At 71.9% G+C, this 13,340-nt stretch carries 12 protein-coding genes and 1 tRNA gene; 2 read left to right on the top strand and 11 right to left on the bottom strand.

All coding sequences use genetic code 11. The annotated features are described in order from the left end of the window. Positions 1-5: 5 nt before the first annotated feature. Positions 6-704 (bottom strand): hypothetical protein, encoded by a 699-nt coding sequence (locus tag ACL06G_RS05925; RefSeq protein ID WP_412835529.1) that lies wholly within the window; start codon positions 702-704, stop codon positions 6-8. Between the two features lie 47 nt (positions 705-751). Here ACL06G_RS05925 and ACL06G_RS05920 point away from each other — a divergent pair, with 47 nt between their 5' ends. Next, positions 752-940 carry a DUF5703 family protein gene (locus tag ACL06G_RS05920; protein WP_412784171.1) on the top strand — a complete coding sequence of 63 codons (189 nt, stop codon included), beginning with the start codon at positions 752-754 and terminating at the stop codon, positions 938-940. A 117-nt stretch (positions 941-1,057) separates the two neighbouring features. On the opposite strand, the gene ACL06G_RS05915 is transcribed toward ACL06G_RS05920, so the two are convergent. The 3 genes from ACL06G_RS05915 to ACL06G_RS05905 form a co-directional block, all read right to left on the bottom strand. Continuing rightward, on the bottom strand, positions 1,058-1,822 hold the full coding sequence (locus ACL06G_RS05915; RefSeq protein ID WP_412835528.1) for a chaplin: 765 nt from the start codon (positions 1,820-1,822) through the stop codon (positions 1,058-1,060). A 157-nt stretch (positions 1,823-1,979) separates the two neighbouring features. Beyond that, on the bottom strand, positions 1,980-2,213 hold the full coding sequence (chpH, locus tag ACL06G_RS05910) for a chaplin ChpH (RefSeq protein ID WP_412784169.1): 234 nt from the start codon (positions 2,211-2,213) through the stop codon (positions 1,980-1,982). 162 nt (positions 2,214-2,375) lie between these two features. Further along, positions 2,376-3,695 (bottom strand): M20/M25/M40 family metallo-hydrolase, encoded by a 1,320-nt coding sequence (locus ACL06G_RS05905; protein ID WP_412784168.1) that lies wholly within the window; start codon positions 3,693-3,695, stop codon positions 2,376-2,378. Between the two features lie 137 nt (positions 3,696-3,832). On the opposite strand from ACL06G_RS05905, the gene ACL06G_RS05900 reads away from it, so the two are divergent. Further along, a tRNA-Leu gene (locus ACL06G_RS05900) sits at positions 3,833-3,920 on the top strand. A gap of 72 nt (positions 3,921-3,992) precedes the next feature. Here ACL06G_RS05900 and ACL06G_RS05895 read toward each other — a convergent pair. From ACL06G_RS05895 to ACL06G_RS05865, 7 genes are all read right to left on the bottom strand, one after another. Beyond that, entirely contained in the window at positions 3,993-4,835 is an 843-nt protein-coding gene (locus ACL06G_RS05895; protein WP_412784167.1) for a DeoR/GlpR family DNA-binding transcription regulator, read from the bottom strand. A gap of 45 nt (positions 4,836-4,880) precedes the next feature. Then, positions 4,881-5,921 carry a 4-hydroxythreonine-4-phosphate dehydrogenase PdxA gene (pdxA, locus tag ACL06G_RS05890; protein ID WP_412784166.1) on the bottom strand — a complete coding sequence of 347 codons (1,041 nt, stop codon included), beginning with the start codon at positions 5,919-5,921 and terminating at the stop codon, positions 4,881-4,883. After that, positions 5,918-7,264: a four-carbon acid sugar kinase family protein gene (locus ACL06G_RS05885; RefSeq protein ID WP_412835527.1), complete on the bottom strand. Its 1,347-nt coding sequence runs from the start codon at positions 7,262-7,264 to the stop codon at positions 5,918-5,920. Before ACL06G_RS05885 ends, pdxA begins: the two co-directional genes overlap by 4 nt. Continuing rightward, the gene (locus ACL06G_RS05880) at positions 7,261-8,823 is read right to left on the bottom strand and encodes a GntP family permease (protein ID WP_412784164.1); all 1,563 of its coding nucleotides are present in this window, start codon (positions 8,821-8,823) and stop codon (positions 7,261-7,263) included. The genes ACL06G_RS05885 and ACL06G_RS05880 overlap by 4 nt, the downstream gene beginning before the upstream one ends. A gap of 102 nt (positions 8,824-8,925) precedes the next feature. After that, positions 8,926-10,473: an APC family permease gene (locus ACL06G_RS05875; RefSeq protein ID WP_412835526.1), complete on the bottom strand. Its 1,548-nt coding sequence runs from the start codon at positions 10,471-10,473 to the stop codon at positions 8,926-8,928. Between the two features lie 64 nt (positions 10,474-10,537). Beyond that, positions 10,538-11,476 (bottom strand): hypothetical protein, encoded by a 939-nt coding sequence (locus ACL06G_RS05870; protein ID WP_412784162.1) that lies wholly within the window; start codon positions 11,474-11,476, stop codon positions 10,538-10,540. 99 nt (positions 11,477-11,575) lie between these two features. Continuing rightward, positions 11,576-13,231: an FAD-binding dehydrogenase gene (locus ACL06G_RS05865; RefSeq protein ID WP_412835525.1), complete on the bottom strand. Its 1,656-nt coding sequence runs from the start codon at positions 13,229-13,231 to the stop codon at positions 11,576-11,578. Between the last annotated feature and the right edge of the window lie 109 nt (positions 13,232-13,340).

Below are 13,340 nucleotides of genomic sequence, written 5' to 3'. Positions count from 1 at the left end.
CGCCGTCACCGGAGGGGCGTGCCCCGGGAGAAGCCGCCCTCCTCGTCGTCGAGGTCCTGGTCGTCGAAGACGGTGCTGACGTCGAACCGGCAGACGACCCGCTCCGGGTCGGCGTCGTCGAAGGGCGCGGCCAGCCACTCACCGGGTTCCGCGGCCTCGTCGGCGGCGGCGATCCACAGCGTGGCGTCGCCCTCGTCGAGACCGAACTCCTTGTGCCGGGTGGCGATCTCGTCCGGCTCGTACTCCCCGAAGACGACGCCCAGGGCGGCGTGCACGCTGCGCCCCGCGGCCGCGCCGTGGCGCTCGCGCTCGTCCTCGGTGGACTCCGGGTCGAGGTCGGTGACCCGTTGCGCCTGCGAGAGCAGCCGGAGCGGCTCCGACACCGTGTAGTCCCTCCTGATGAAGACCGTCAGCGCGCGCGGCTCGTCGGGACCGGTGTAGTCCGGCATGGCGTCCCCGCCGGGGACCTCGAACGGAGTCACCTCGTCGTAGACGTCGTAGAGCAGCTCGTCGTACCGCTCGCCCGCTGCGGCCAGCTCGTCGAAGGCGGCGTAGACGGCCGTGTCGGCCTCGGGCACCGGGACACCGGAGTCCGCGGCCTCGGATCGCCGTTCCACCGCCTCCAAGTGCCTCTCCAGCGCGGCCTTGACCGCCTCGGCGGCGGCGCGTACGTCGGCAGCGGTCGGCTGCGCAGCATCAGACATAGTGCAGACGCTATCCGCAGTCAGCCCCTGCACGCACAATGGATGAGATGCCGGAATACGAATTTCGTGATGTGTATGTTCCGCGCGGGGTGTCGCGGCGAGCTGCGACGCAGCTCCTGACGGACCACGCCGAGTACGGGCACTGGGAACTGGACCGACTGCGGCTGTACCCGGACGGCAGTCGCAGGGTGCGGCTGCGCCGACGGATCATCCGCCAGCTCCACGCGACCTGGTGACCGCGACGGCCCCGTGTCCTGGAACACGCGGGAGCGGGCCCCGCGACATGCGGGACCCGCTCACGACGGCGCCCCCGCGCCCCGGTCGTCGGGGCGGACGCGCGGGCACAGGGTGGATCAGCGCCGCAGCGCGCGGGCGCGGCGGTAGAGGATCGAGCCGCCGAGCAGCAGGCTGGCGCCCATCCCCAGCGACGTCTCCAGTCCGTAGTCGGCACCGGTCTGCGCCAGTTCGGGCTGGCTGACGGTCTGCGTCTCGGGAGTGACCGGCTTCTCCGGAGCGTCGGGCTGCTCGGGAGTCTCCTTCTCCGGCTCCTCCGGGGTCTCGACCGGCGGCTCCCAGTGGCGCCCGGACTCGTTCACGCACTCGTTGCCGAACGCCGGGTTCAGCAGTCCGACGACGTCGACGCTGTTGCCGCACAGGTTGACCGGCACGTCGACCGGGACCTGGGTCTGGTTGCCCGAGCCGACGCCGGGCGAACCCTCGGTGACCCCTTCGGCCGTGCTGCCGCCGCCGTGGTGCCCCTGGTGGGAGCCCCCGGTCTGCTGGTGGCCGCCCTCCTGGTGTTGACCCTGGTGGCCGCCGCCCTGCTGCTGCTCGCCACCTCCCTGGTCCTCGTGGTGGCGTGCGCGTTCGTGCCCGCCGTCGTTGACACAGGTGTTGCCGAACGCCGGGTTGAGCAGCCCGACCGCGTCCACGGTGTTGCCGCACGCGTTGACCGGCACGTTCACCGGCACCTGCACCGTGTTGCCGGACGCCACACCGGGCGAGCCCTCGGCAGCACCGGTGGCGGTGGCGTCGGCGAAAGCCGCGCCGCCCGAGAGCGCCAGGACGCCCCCCGCTGCGGCGACAGTGATCAGGCCCTTTCTGGTGACCTGTCGCATGATTGTTCCCCTGCCTTCATTCCTCACGAGATCACGAGCGGGGCACGGTGGTCCGACCGTCACACCGGCTCGTCCGGAAGGCCGACGGCCCCGGAGCACGTGGCTCGCACTCCGAGGCCGCCCGGCACTGGCCCCTCAGCGGGGCGAAAACACAACGTCAGTCGTTGATGCAGGTGTTGCCGAAGGCGGGGTTCAGCAGCCCGATGACGTTCACGGTGTTGCCGCAGACGTTCACCGGCACGTGCACGGGAACCTGGACGACGTTGCCCGACAGCACACCCGGAGAGTGCAGGGCGGCACCCTGGGCACCGGCGTCGGCAGCGGCCATGCCCGCACCCGCGAGCACCAGAGAACCGGTGGCAGCCGCGGTGGCGACGACCTTCTTGAGCATTGTTCCTCCTAGTTGGCAATGCGATCCCATACCGCGGACCGCACCACGTGTAACGAGGAGGGGAGAACGGGGGAACGAGCCCTCGGACTCATTCACCCTTTGTGAGTACTTCCGTACACGCGTGCGAGGAATGGCGGGGCTCGTGCGGAAGCCCCCGCGCGATCAGCACTGGTCCAGGAACCGGTCCAGGACGCGCACACCGAACCGCAGGCCGTCGACCGGGACCCGCTCGTCGACGCCGTGGAACATGCCGGCGAAGTCGAGCTCCGGCGGCAGCTTGAGCGGCGCGAACCCGAAGCAGCGGATGCCGAGGTCGTCGAACGACTTGGCGTCGGTTCCGCCCGACAGCATGTACGGCACCGCGCGGGCCACGGGGTCCTCGGCGCGCAACGAGGACTGCATGGCGTCCACCAGGGCGCCGTCGAAGGTGGTCTCCAGCGCCCTGTCGGCGTGCACGTCCTCGCGGCGGACCCGGGGGCCGAGGACGCGGTCGAGGTCGGCGAGGAACTCGTCCTCGTGCCCCGGCAGGAAGCGGCCGTCCACGTGGGCCGTGGCCTGCCCGGGGATGACGTTCACCTTGTAGCCCGCGCCGAGCTGCGTGGGGGCGGCGGTGTTCTGCAGCGTGGCACCGATGATCTTGGCGATGCCCCCGAGCTTGGCGAGGGTCTCGTCCATGTTCTCCGGGTCGAGCTCGGTGCCGAGCGCGTCCGAGAGCTCGTCCAGGAAGGACCGCACGGTCTTGGTGACCCGGACGGGGAAACGGTGCCGGCCGAGGCGGCCCACCGCCTCGCACAGCTCCGTCACGGCATTGTCGGAGTTGGTCATCGAGCCGTGGCCGGCGGTGCCGTCCACGGTGAGCCGCATCCAGTGCATGCCCTTCTGAGCGGTCTCCACCAGGTAGAGCCGCAGGTTCTCGTTGACGGTGAAGGAGAACCCGCCGACCTCGCCGATGGCCTCGGTGACGCCCTCGAACAGGTCGGGGCGGTTGTCCACCAGGTAGCGGGCGCCGTAGAGACCGCCGGCCTCCTCGTCGGCGAGGAAGGCCAGGACGATATCCCGGGGAGGCCTCCGGCCGCTCCGCAGGCGGTCCCGCACGACGGCGAGGGTCATGGCGTCCATGTCCTTCATGTCGACCGCACCACGTCCCCAGACGCATCCGTCCGCGATCTCCCCGGAGAACGGGTGGTGCGTCCACGCGTCCGGGTCGGCCGGCACCACGTCGGTGTGCCCGTGGATGAGCAGCCCCGGACGTGACCGGTCCTCCCCCGCGATGCGAGCCACCGTCGAGGCCCTGCCGCGCTCGGACTCGATGATCTCCGGCTCCACCCCGACGTCCGCGAGCATGGCCGCCACGTACTCCGCCGCCGCCCGCTCCCCTCGGGCGTCGTTGCCGCCGAAGTTGCTGGTGTCGATGCGGATGAGGTCGCGGCAGAGGTCGACGACCTCGTCCTCACCGCTGGGTGCCGTTCCCGACTGGCTCACGCTGCCTCCTCACGTAGGGACCTCCATCCTCGCGCCTGAGCGGCGCTGCCCCAAGAGGCAGCGGGGGTGATCGACCACCGTCGCGGCGATGTTAGAGTTGTTCCCGTCAAGGCGGCGGAGCCCGCCGGACACACCCTGTCGGGGTGGCGGAATGGCAGACGCGCTAGCTTGAGGTGCTAGTGCCCTTTACAGGGCGTGGGGGTTCAAGTCCCCCTCCCGACACCAGTGAGAACCCCTCTTCGTGAGGGGTTCTTCTTTTTCCGTCCCCCTGCTGCCCCGGGGCGGCCCACCGTTCCGTCAGGCCCCGCGGGTGCTGCGGTGGCGCCGCGGCGCCCGCAGCAGTGTGACTCCGGCCGCGGCGCAGCGCTTCTCGACGTCCGGCGGGGCGTCCTCGTCGGTGACCAGGGTCCAGGGCCCGGGCAGCGAGGTCCACGCGGGTGCCGCGCCGACCTCGAGCTTTTCGGCGTCGGCGAGAACGACCACGTGGTCCGCCCGTGCGGCGATGCGCTCCTTGATCACCGTCTCCTCCAGGGTGGGCTCACCGATGCCGCGCTGCGGATCGACGGCGTCGCCGCCCAGGAAGGCGACGGAGAAGGCCAGCCGCTCCAGCGCCAGATCGGCGAGCGGCCCGACCACACCGTGGCTCATGCGCTGGACGCTGCCACCGAGCATGAGCACCTCCAGGTCTCCGGACTCGGACAGCGCCACGGCGGTCTCCAGGCCCCGGGTCGCCGCGGGACCGGGACCCCGTCCGCCGCTGTCCGGGACGTTCGCCGAGCGGGACACCCTGCGGGCCAGGGCCGCGCAGGTGGTGCCCGCGTCGACGAAGAACGCACCCGTCGCCGGCACCAGGGAGAGCGCCGCGGCCGCGATCTCGGCCTTGGCTCCGGTGCGCACCCGGGCACTCTCCCCGATCGGCCTCTCGTGGAACGCCTCCGGCACCACCGCTCCCCCGTAGGTGCGCGCCACCCGCCGGTCCTCGGTCAGACGCGCCAGGTCACGGCGGACCGTCGATGGCGACACGTCCAGTGCGCCGGCGAGTTCGTCGACCTTCGACATGCCGTCGCGGAGCAGTGCGAGCAGTGCCTGGTGGCGTTCCTTCGTGCTGCGTCGGGCGTCGGACCGGTCGGGACGCTCCACGGTGCAGGTTCTCCCATTCTGACGAGGTGTTCGGCGCGGATGCCGTCATCCCCCGTAGGTGGCGCGGATCCTCGGGGCATACGGACTGTAGTCCACTGCGGCCAGGTACGCGGAGAGCATGGTGGCGTGGTCGGCCTTCCCGGTGCCCGCGATGTCGAAGGCCGTCCCGTGGTCGACGGAGGTGCGCAGCACGGGCAGGCCCACGGTGACGGAGATGGTGCCGTCGAAGTCGTAGGTCTTGGCGGGAATGTGGCCCTGGTCGTGGAAGTGGGAGAGCACACCGTCGTAACGACCGGTCAGCCCCTGGTGGAAGACGGAGTCGGCCGGCACCGGGCCCCTGACGTCCAGTCCTTCCGCCCGCGCGTTCTCGCAGGCGGGTGCGACGTGAAGGATCTCCTCGTCGCCGAAGGCCCCGTTCTCACCACCGTGCGGGTTCACGGCCGCCACCGCGAGCCGTGGCGCATCGACGCCGAACACCTCGAGAGCGGTGTGGGCCTCTTCGATGGCGGTTGCCACACTCTCCCGGGTGATGCGGTCGAGCGCCTTCCGGAGGGAGACGTGCCGGGTGGTGAAGAAGATCCGCAGGTGGTGGCCCTCGCGTGCGGTGTTCCGTACGACGAACATGGTGTTCTGCCGGGTGACTCCGGTGAGTTCGCCGAGCATCTCGGTGTGTCCGAGGTGCTCGGAGCCGGCCTGCCAGATGGCCTCCTTGTTGATCGGGCCGGTCACGATGCCCTGCACCTGCCGATCGAGGGCGGCACGGGTGGCCACCTCGATGGCGGTGACGGCCGCGCGGCCGGCGCGGGCGTCGACGACGCCCCAGTCGGGGACGTCGTCTCCCAGGACCGAGGTGTCGAGTACGTCGATGACGCCCGGGCCGGCGGGCTCGGTGTCGAACCCGGTGACTTCGCGCACCTCGGCGTCTACGCCCGCCGCCCGCGCGCCGCGGCGCAGCGCCGCGGCGTCCCCCACGGCCACGCCGTGGTGGTCGTCGGCCCCGGCCACCTCGGCAAGGGTTCGGGCCGTGATCTCGGGACCGATGCCGGCGGGGTCGCCGAGGGTGAGGGCGAGTACGTGACGTGTCATGTGGTCCTCCTGTTGCCGGTTCCGGACGCGGCCGGAACCTGGCGGCGGGCGGCTGCCGCGGCCCGCCGCAGTTGCTGTACGCATACCGTCGTGGTGTCGGTGTCGCCGACGAGGCCGCCCTTGGTGGCGATCTGGAGACCTTTCCACGGTCCGCCGACGAGCGTTCCGGCCACGGCGAGGGGTTCGATCTCCTCGCGCACGTCGAGGCCGTCCGCGTCCAGTGCCGCGAGCAGTGCGGCCGAGACGTCGCCGCCGGTGGTGAACACGCCGTCCACGGTGTGCCGTCGGAGTGCGTGGCGGACGGCCCGTGCGAGTGCGGCCGGCAGCCGCTGCGCCTCGTCCGGGTCCGGGTGCCGGACGTCGGAGCCGTCCAGGACCGTGGCGAGAAGCACCGTACCGTCGGGGCCCGTGTCCGCGAGTGCGGCGGCCAAGGCGTCGCCGGTGGCCTCCGGGTCCGGCACCACGCCGGGTCCGGTGCCCTGCGGACGCACCACCGTCACCGGTTCCACGGTGCGCAGCCGCGCCAGTTGGGCGCGGGTGAGCGCCGTGGTGGAACCGGACACGGCGAGCACGGGAGACCGTGCGCGGCGGCCGGTGATGCCCAGGGCGGCGGCCAGTGCGACCGATCCGGGCCCGGGATCGACGGAGATCCACCTGGTGTTCCCGCCTCCCGCGGCCACCGCGGCCCGGGCGGTGCGCCGCAGGTGGTCCTCGGTGAGCGCGTCGGCCACGACGACGTCGGCGCCCTCGTGCACGTGGCGGGCAACGAGTTCCTCGAGCGCACCGGCGGGCCCGGTGACGGCGGACAGCGGAAGGTGCGCGGTGGTCAGTCCGGAGGGTGCGAAGAGGGCGGCGACCTCGGAGGCGTGCACCGGTGTCCTCGGGTCGCGGGCGAGCTCCGTCTCCTCGAGCCGGGTGCCGGACAGCAGTTGCGTCCCCTCCACCGTCTGCCGGCCGGCGGCCGGATGGGCGGGCGCGCACAACGCCACGACGCGTGCGCCGCACGTCCGGCGCACCGCGTGCAGGGCGGCCGCGGCGGACGGTCCCACGTTGCCCCGGAGCGTCGAGTCGACGCGGTCGCAGACCAGTGTCGCGGGCAGGGCCTTCCCGACGACCTCCGTCACGCGTGCGGCGGCCTCGGCGGCGCCGTGGTGGCGGCTGTCGGTGCTGACCACGACGACGTCGAACCGGTCGGTGAACTCCCGCAGGAGGGAAGGTGGGCGGTCCGCCCCGACGGTGACGGCGCGGAGGCCCGCCCTCGCGAATCCCGCGGCGGTGGCGTTCGCGCCGGTCAGGTCGTCCGCGACCGCGAGCACGGGGAGTTCCCGTGCGGACGCGGTCACAGCAGTGCGCTCGCGACGAGGAGCAGGGGCAGCGAGCCCAGCCAGACGGCCGTGGTGATGCCGGACCAGCCGCGGAGGGCCGCGACGCCGTCCAGACCGGTGAACCGGGTGACGACCCAGAAGTAGGAGTCGTTGAAGTAGCTCAGGACCATGGAGCCGGCGCAGCAGGCGAGCGCGGCGAGCAGGGGCGAGAGGCTCAACCCGGCGACCAGCGGGGCGGTCACCGAGGCTGCGGTGATCATGGCGACGGTTCCGGAGCCCTGAGCGATGCGGACGAGCGTGGCGATGAGGAAGGGCACCAGGACTCCGGGAAGGCTCCAGGAGGCGATGGTGCGGGCGAGTTCGTCCCCGACGCCCGAGTCGCGGAGGACCTGTCCCAGGGCGCCGCCGGCGCCGGTGATGAGGATGATGAGTCCGGCGGAGGCCGCGGCCTCGGCGAGCCAGCCGGTGACGCGCGCCCGCGGTGTCCAGCGGGGCAGGAGCACGTACACGGCGAGGACGAGTCCGACCAGGAGCGCCACGACGGGGTTGCCGACGAAGGCCAGCACCTCGACGAGGGGGGACGGTTCGTAGCCCTCGCCGGTGAGGGCGTTCTGCGCGCTCTGGTCGAAGGCGGTGGCCACGGTGTTGGCGACGATCAGCAGCAGCGGTACGAGGAGGGGGAGCAGCGCGGTGAGGGGGGACAGGCGGTGGGGGCTCGCGCCTTCGGGAGGGGTGCCGAGGTCTGCGGCCGGTTCGGGCTCCGTGTGCTGCGGCCGGTCGTCGTCCGTGCCGGAGGTGCCGGCGCCGCCGGCCGGACGGTCCTCGTCGGTGGGCGCGTCGGCGGCCGTCCTCGCGGCGGTGGCCGCGGCGACGGGCTGTGCCGCGGTGCGGCCGTAGACCGCCTCGCGGACCTTCGGGCTCAGCTCGGGTTCCAGCTTGGGGCCGATCCATCGCGCGTAGACGACCACGACCGGGACGAGGGCGAGGGTGAAGCACAGGCCGGCGAGTACGAGGCCGCCGAGGTCGGCGCCCAGGATGCCGGCGACGCCGAGCGGGCCGGGTGTCGGGGGCACCAGGTGGTGGGTGAGCGTCATGCCGCAGCCGAGGGCGAGAGCGAGCGTGACGTATCCGGTGCGTGCCCTGCGGGCGACGGAACGCGCCAGCGGATTCATGATCACGTAGCCGGAGTCGCAGAAGACGGGTATCGACACCAGGGCGCCGGTGCCGGCCATGGCCCAGGGTTCGCGCCCTTTGCCCAGAGCGCGCAGGAACGAGCGGGCGATGGTGTCGGCTGCGCCGGACACTTCGAGGATCTTGCCGACGGCGACGCCGAGTCCGATCACGATGCCGATCGATCCGAGGGTGTCGCCGAATCCGGTGACGACGGATTCCAGGACGTCGGGTGCCGGGGTACCGGCGACGAACCCGGTGACCAGCGCGGCCACGAGTAGTGCTGCGAAGGCGTCGAGCCGGGTGCGCAGCACGATCACGATGATCGTGGCGATACCGAGCACGAGCGCCGCGAGGAGTTGGAGATCCACGCCGGCCTCCTTGCCGTCGGAAGCGGAATCGGACATGCGTCGAGTTCGCGCCATCGTGCCTCCGACGGACTGCACGGAACAAGCATCTTGCACGAGCTGGTTGCGCGAATTGCGCAACCAGCTCGTGCAGGAAGCGTGTCAGCCGCGGGTTTCCTCCCCCTCCGACCGGGTCTCGGCGTGCGCCGTGGCGGCGTTCTCCAGGCGGAAGGCCTCGTTGCCGAGCCCGATACGGGCGTGGGCCTCGGGGTCCCGCGAGCGGAGCGCGAGGCCCACGGCCACACCGACGGCGAGGGCGGCGGCGAGGACACCGGGGAGTATCCAGCGCAGCGCGGAATCCTCGCCGGTACCGACGAGCACGTCGAAGTCGGCGACGGCATAGCAGAAGATCACGGTGAGTCCCACGGCGGCCAGGCCGGAGCAGACCAGCCTGGCCGCCTGGTTCCCGGCCGCACCGCGGCGCACGAAGAACGCGATCACCGCGACCGAGGCGAGCGCCATCAGGACGATGACGCCGAGAGCGCCGATGTTCCCCATCCAGGTGAAGAGCCGCATGATCGGCACCGTGGGGTCGCCGGCCGGCTTGTCGTCGGTGAGGGCGAACACACCCACGATCAGCACGGCGGAAACGGTCTGCAGCAGCGAACCGAACGCCGGAGCGCCGGTGGTCGGCGAGGCCTGCCCGACACGCGCGGGCAGCAGCCGCTCACGCCCCATCGCGAAGGCGTAGCGGGCGACCACGTTGTGGAAGGCCAGCATGGAGGCGAAGATGCCGGTCACGAAGAACAGGTGCAGCGCATCGGTGAATCCGCCGCCCAGCCGGTCCTGCGCGAGGCTGAACAGCAGCTGCGGCCCCTCCTCCTGAGCAGCCGGGACGACGTTGTCCGGGCCCGAAGCGACACCCATCAGCCAGGACGTCGCGGCGAAGAACACCGCGACGCAGCCGACGGCGAGGAACATCACGCGGGCCACCACGGTCTGCGGACGGCTGGTCTCCTCCGCGTAGACCGGCGCCTGTTCGAACCCGAGGAACGCGGCGACCGTGAAGCAGAGCGCGGTTCCGAGCCCGGCCCCGGCGAGGGTGCCGGGGTCGAACGCCGCGAAGGACAGCCCGTCCGGCCCCGGGTCGGACGCGAAGGCGAAGTCGACGATCACGATGAGCAGCACCTCGACGACCAGCAGCACGCCCAGCACCCGGGCGTTCAGGTCGATCTTCAGGGCTCCCAGGACACCGGTGAGTGCCACACCTGCCAGAGCGGGGACCCACCAGGCGACGGTGATCCCGAGGTGTTCCGAGATCAGGAGGGATGCCTCGAAGCCGAAGATGCCGTAGATGCCCACCTGGAGGGCGTTGTAGGCGATGAGCGCCACGAAGGAGGCGCCGGCGCCGGTGGTGCCGCCGAGTCCCCGGGCGATGTAGGCGTAGAAGGCGCCGGCGTTGTGCACGTGCCGGCTCATCTCGGCGTAGCCGATGCCGAAGAGAGCCATGACCACGCCGAGAATGACGTAGAGCAGCGGCTGCCCGGTGATTCCCATGACGGCGTAGGTCGTCGGCATGACTCCGGCCACCACCATGAGGGGCGCGGTGGCCGCGAGGACCGACAGCAGGAGACCCGCGGTGCCGATGCGTCCGGCGCGCAGCGCCCTGTCCTGCCCTTTGTACGTACTTATTTCGTCTGCCGTGAGCATGGCGGTGTGGATCCTCTCGGGTTGCCGGGGCTCTCGAATGGCTGGGAACGGCGTGCGAAGGGGGTCAGGTGGCACCGAGCGCGGCGTCCCGCGCGGAGCGGAACGCCGCGTTCGCGTCGCGGCCTGCGTAGGCCCAGGGGGCCGGAGTGACGACCTCCCCGATGCGCTGGAAGAGAGCAGCCGCTTCCGCGAACCGGCCCTCGTGGAACTTGGCGTGCGCGAGGAAGTTCAGGTCCACCATCCGGCGGGGGTGCCTCGCCTCGCCGCCCCACTCCAGCCACCAGTCGAAGGCCGTACGCACCAGGTGGTGGGCCCGTCTGCTGTTCCAGTGCCGGTCGAGGGCGTCCGGGGCGGCCTCGCCGCCCTCGACGTCGACGCGGAAACGCTCGGCGTGCGCAACGACCGGCAGTACCGCGAGCGGTGAGTCATGACCCGCACGGGACGCCGACTCCTGTGCGAAGTCGTACAGTTCACCGGCCGGAACGTCGTCCGCCAGCACCGCGGCCATCAGATGGTGCGCGTGGTGGTGGTCCCGGTGGCGGGCCCGCACCTCCTCGAAGGCGCTGCGGGCCTCGCCCGGGGCGCCGGCGTCCCGGGCGAGGCGGAGTCGGGCGAGCCAGGGTGTCGGGTCGGCGGGAACACGCGAAGCGACTTCCTCGAGCGCCTTACGGGCGTCCTCGCCGCTCGCAAGGCCGTGGGAGGCAGAGTCGGCCAGGGCGCAGGCCGCCAGTGCGGCGGCGTCGGCACTGTCCGGCTCCGTCATCTGCCACTCGCGCGCCCAGGCGAGGCTGCCGTTGGCCCCGGCGAGAACCAGGAGCCGGTGGCCACGAAGATCCCAGTCCTCGCCCGTGCCGGCGAGGAGGGTGCGGCTCTCGGCCCACCGGCCCTGGGCAAGTGCTTCCCGGGCGGCGGCGAGGGACGCGTCGTCGAGTGCGGGACCCGCGCGGTTCATGGAGCCGCGGCGGGTGAGACGGAAAGGCAGTGGCGGCGGAGGGGGTGTCATGGGCAACGATCACCCAACCGGAGCACCGCGACCACGTCAAGCAATCTTTTGTGAACTCCTCGTGAAAACACCACAGTTCACATCGGAACGGATATTGCGTCAGGCGACCTGTGCGGCGGCGGCCCGTCCTGCCGTACGGCCCGAGAACAGGCAGCCGCCGAGGAAGGTGCCTTCCAGCGAGCGGTAGCCGTGCACACCGCCGCCGCCGAATCCCGCCGCCTCACCCGCCGCGTACACGCCCGGCAGCGGATCGCCGTCACCGGTGAGGACCCGGGAGGAGAGGTCGGTCTCCAGCCCGCCCAGCGTCTTGCGGGTCAGGATGTTGAGGCGCACGGCGATCAGCGGTCCTGCCGCGGGATCGAGCAGTCGGTGCGGCGCAGCGACCCTGATGAGCCGGTCCCCCAGGTAGCCGCGCGCACCACGCATCGCGGTGAGCTGGAGGTCCTTGCCGAAGGGGTGGGCCGTCCCACGGTCGCGGGCGGCGATCTCGCGGTGCAGCGCGTCCGCGTCGATGAGCCGGTCGCCGGTGAGGTCGTTCATGCCGCGCGCAAGGGTGGCGACGTCCGGTGCGACGACGAAGTCGGCCCCGTGGTCCAGGAATGCCTGGACCGGCCCGGGTGCTCCCTGCTTCACGCGGGCGAGCACGCCGCGGAGCGACTTGCCCGTCAGATCGGGGTTCTGCTCGGACCCGGAAAGCGTGAACTCCTTCTCGACGATCTTCCGGCTGAGGACGAACCAGGTGTACTCGTGCCCGGTGTGCAGGATGTGCTGCAGCGTGCCGAGGGTGTCGAATCCGGGGAACAGCGGAACCGGAAGCCGGTTCCCGGTCGCGTCCAGCCACAACGAGGACGGGCCTGGCAGGATACGGATGCCGTGGCGGGCCCAGATCGGGTCCCGGTTCTCGATTCCCTCGGTGTAGTGCCACATCCGGTCGCGGTTGATCACACGGCCGCCGGCTGCCTCGGCGACGCCCAGCAGTTCTCCGTCGACGTGGGCCGGAACGCCCGACAGCATGGTGCGCGGCGCAGGCCCCAGCCGGTCCGGCCAGTTGGCGCGCACCAGCTCGTGGTTCCCCCCGATCCCGCCGGAGGTCACCACTACCGCCTGGGCGCGGAGTTCGAACGTGCCCGCGGTCTCCCGGCTGCTCGCCGTACCACGCTCGGCGTCACTGGGCACGAGGACCTCGCCGGTGACCGTGTCGACCGAACCGGCGCTGCGGGCCAGCCCGGTGACGCGGTGACGGAAGCGCAGGTCGACCAGCCCGCGGGCCGCCCCGTCCCGCACGCGGCGGACGAAGGGTTCGAGCAGCCCAGGCCCGGTGCCCCAGGTGATGTGGAACCTCGGCACCGAGTTGCCGTGCCCGGTCGCGTCGTATCCGCCCCGCTCGGCCCAGCCGACGACAGGGAAGAAGCGGACGCCCTGCTGCCGCAGCCAGGACCGCTTCTCGCCCGCGGCGAAGTCGACGTACGCCCGGGCCCAGCGGCGGGGCCAGTGGTCCTCCTCGCGGTCGAAGCCCGCCGTCCCCAGCCAGTCCTGCCAGGCGAGTTCGTGGCTGTCGCGGATACGCAGCCTGCGCTGCTCGGGGGAGTCGACCAGGAAGAGCCCGCCGAAGGACCAGTGCGCCTGTCCGCCGAGCGACTGCTCGGGCTCCTGGTCGAGCAGCACGACGCGCCGTCCGGCGTCGACCAGTTCGGCCGTCGCGGCCAGCCCGGCCAGTCCCGCGCCTATCACGATGACGTCGGCGTCGTACTCCATTCCCGACCACCTGCTTCCCTGCCGTCCGGCCGCCTGGTGACGCGAGAGTAACCTCCCTGCCCGGACGGCGGCATCCCTCCTCCGCCTCGGGCAGGAGAGAGGCCGCCCG

The sequence above is a fragment of the Streptomyces callyspongiae genome (assembly GCF_047200695.1).
Lineage (GTDB): Bacteria > Actinomycetota > Actinomycetes > Streptomycetales > Streptomycetaceae > Streptomyces.
The sequence above is the reverse complement of the archived record's forward strand: the minus strand, read 5'-3'. Positions and strand labels throughout refer to the sequence as shown.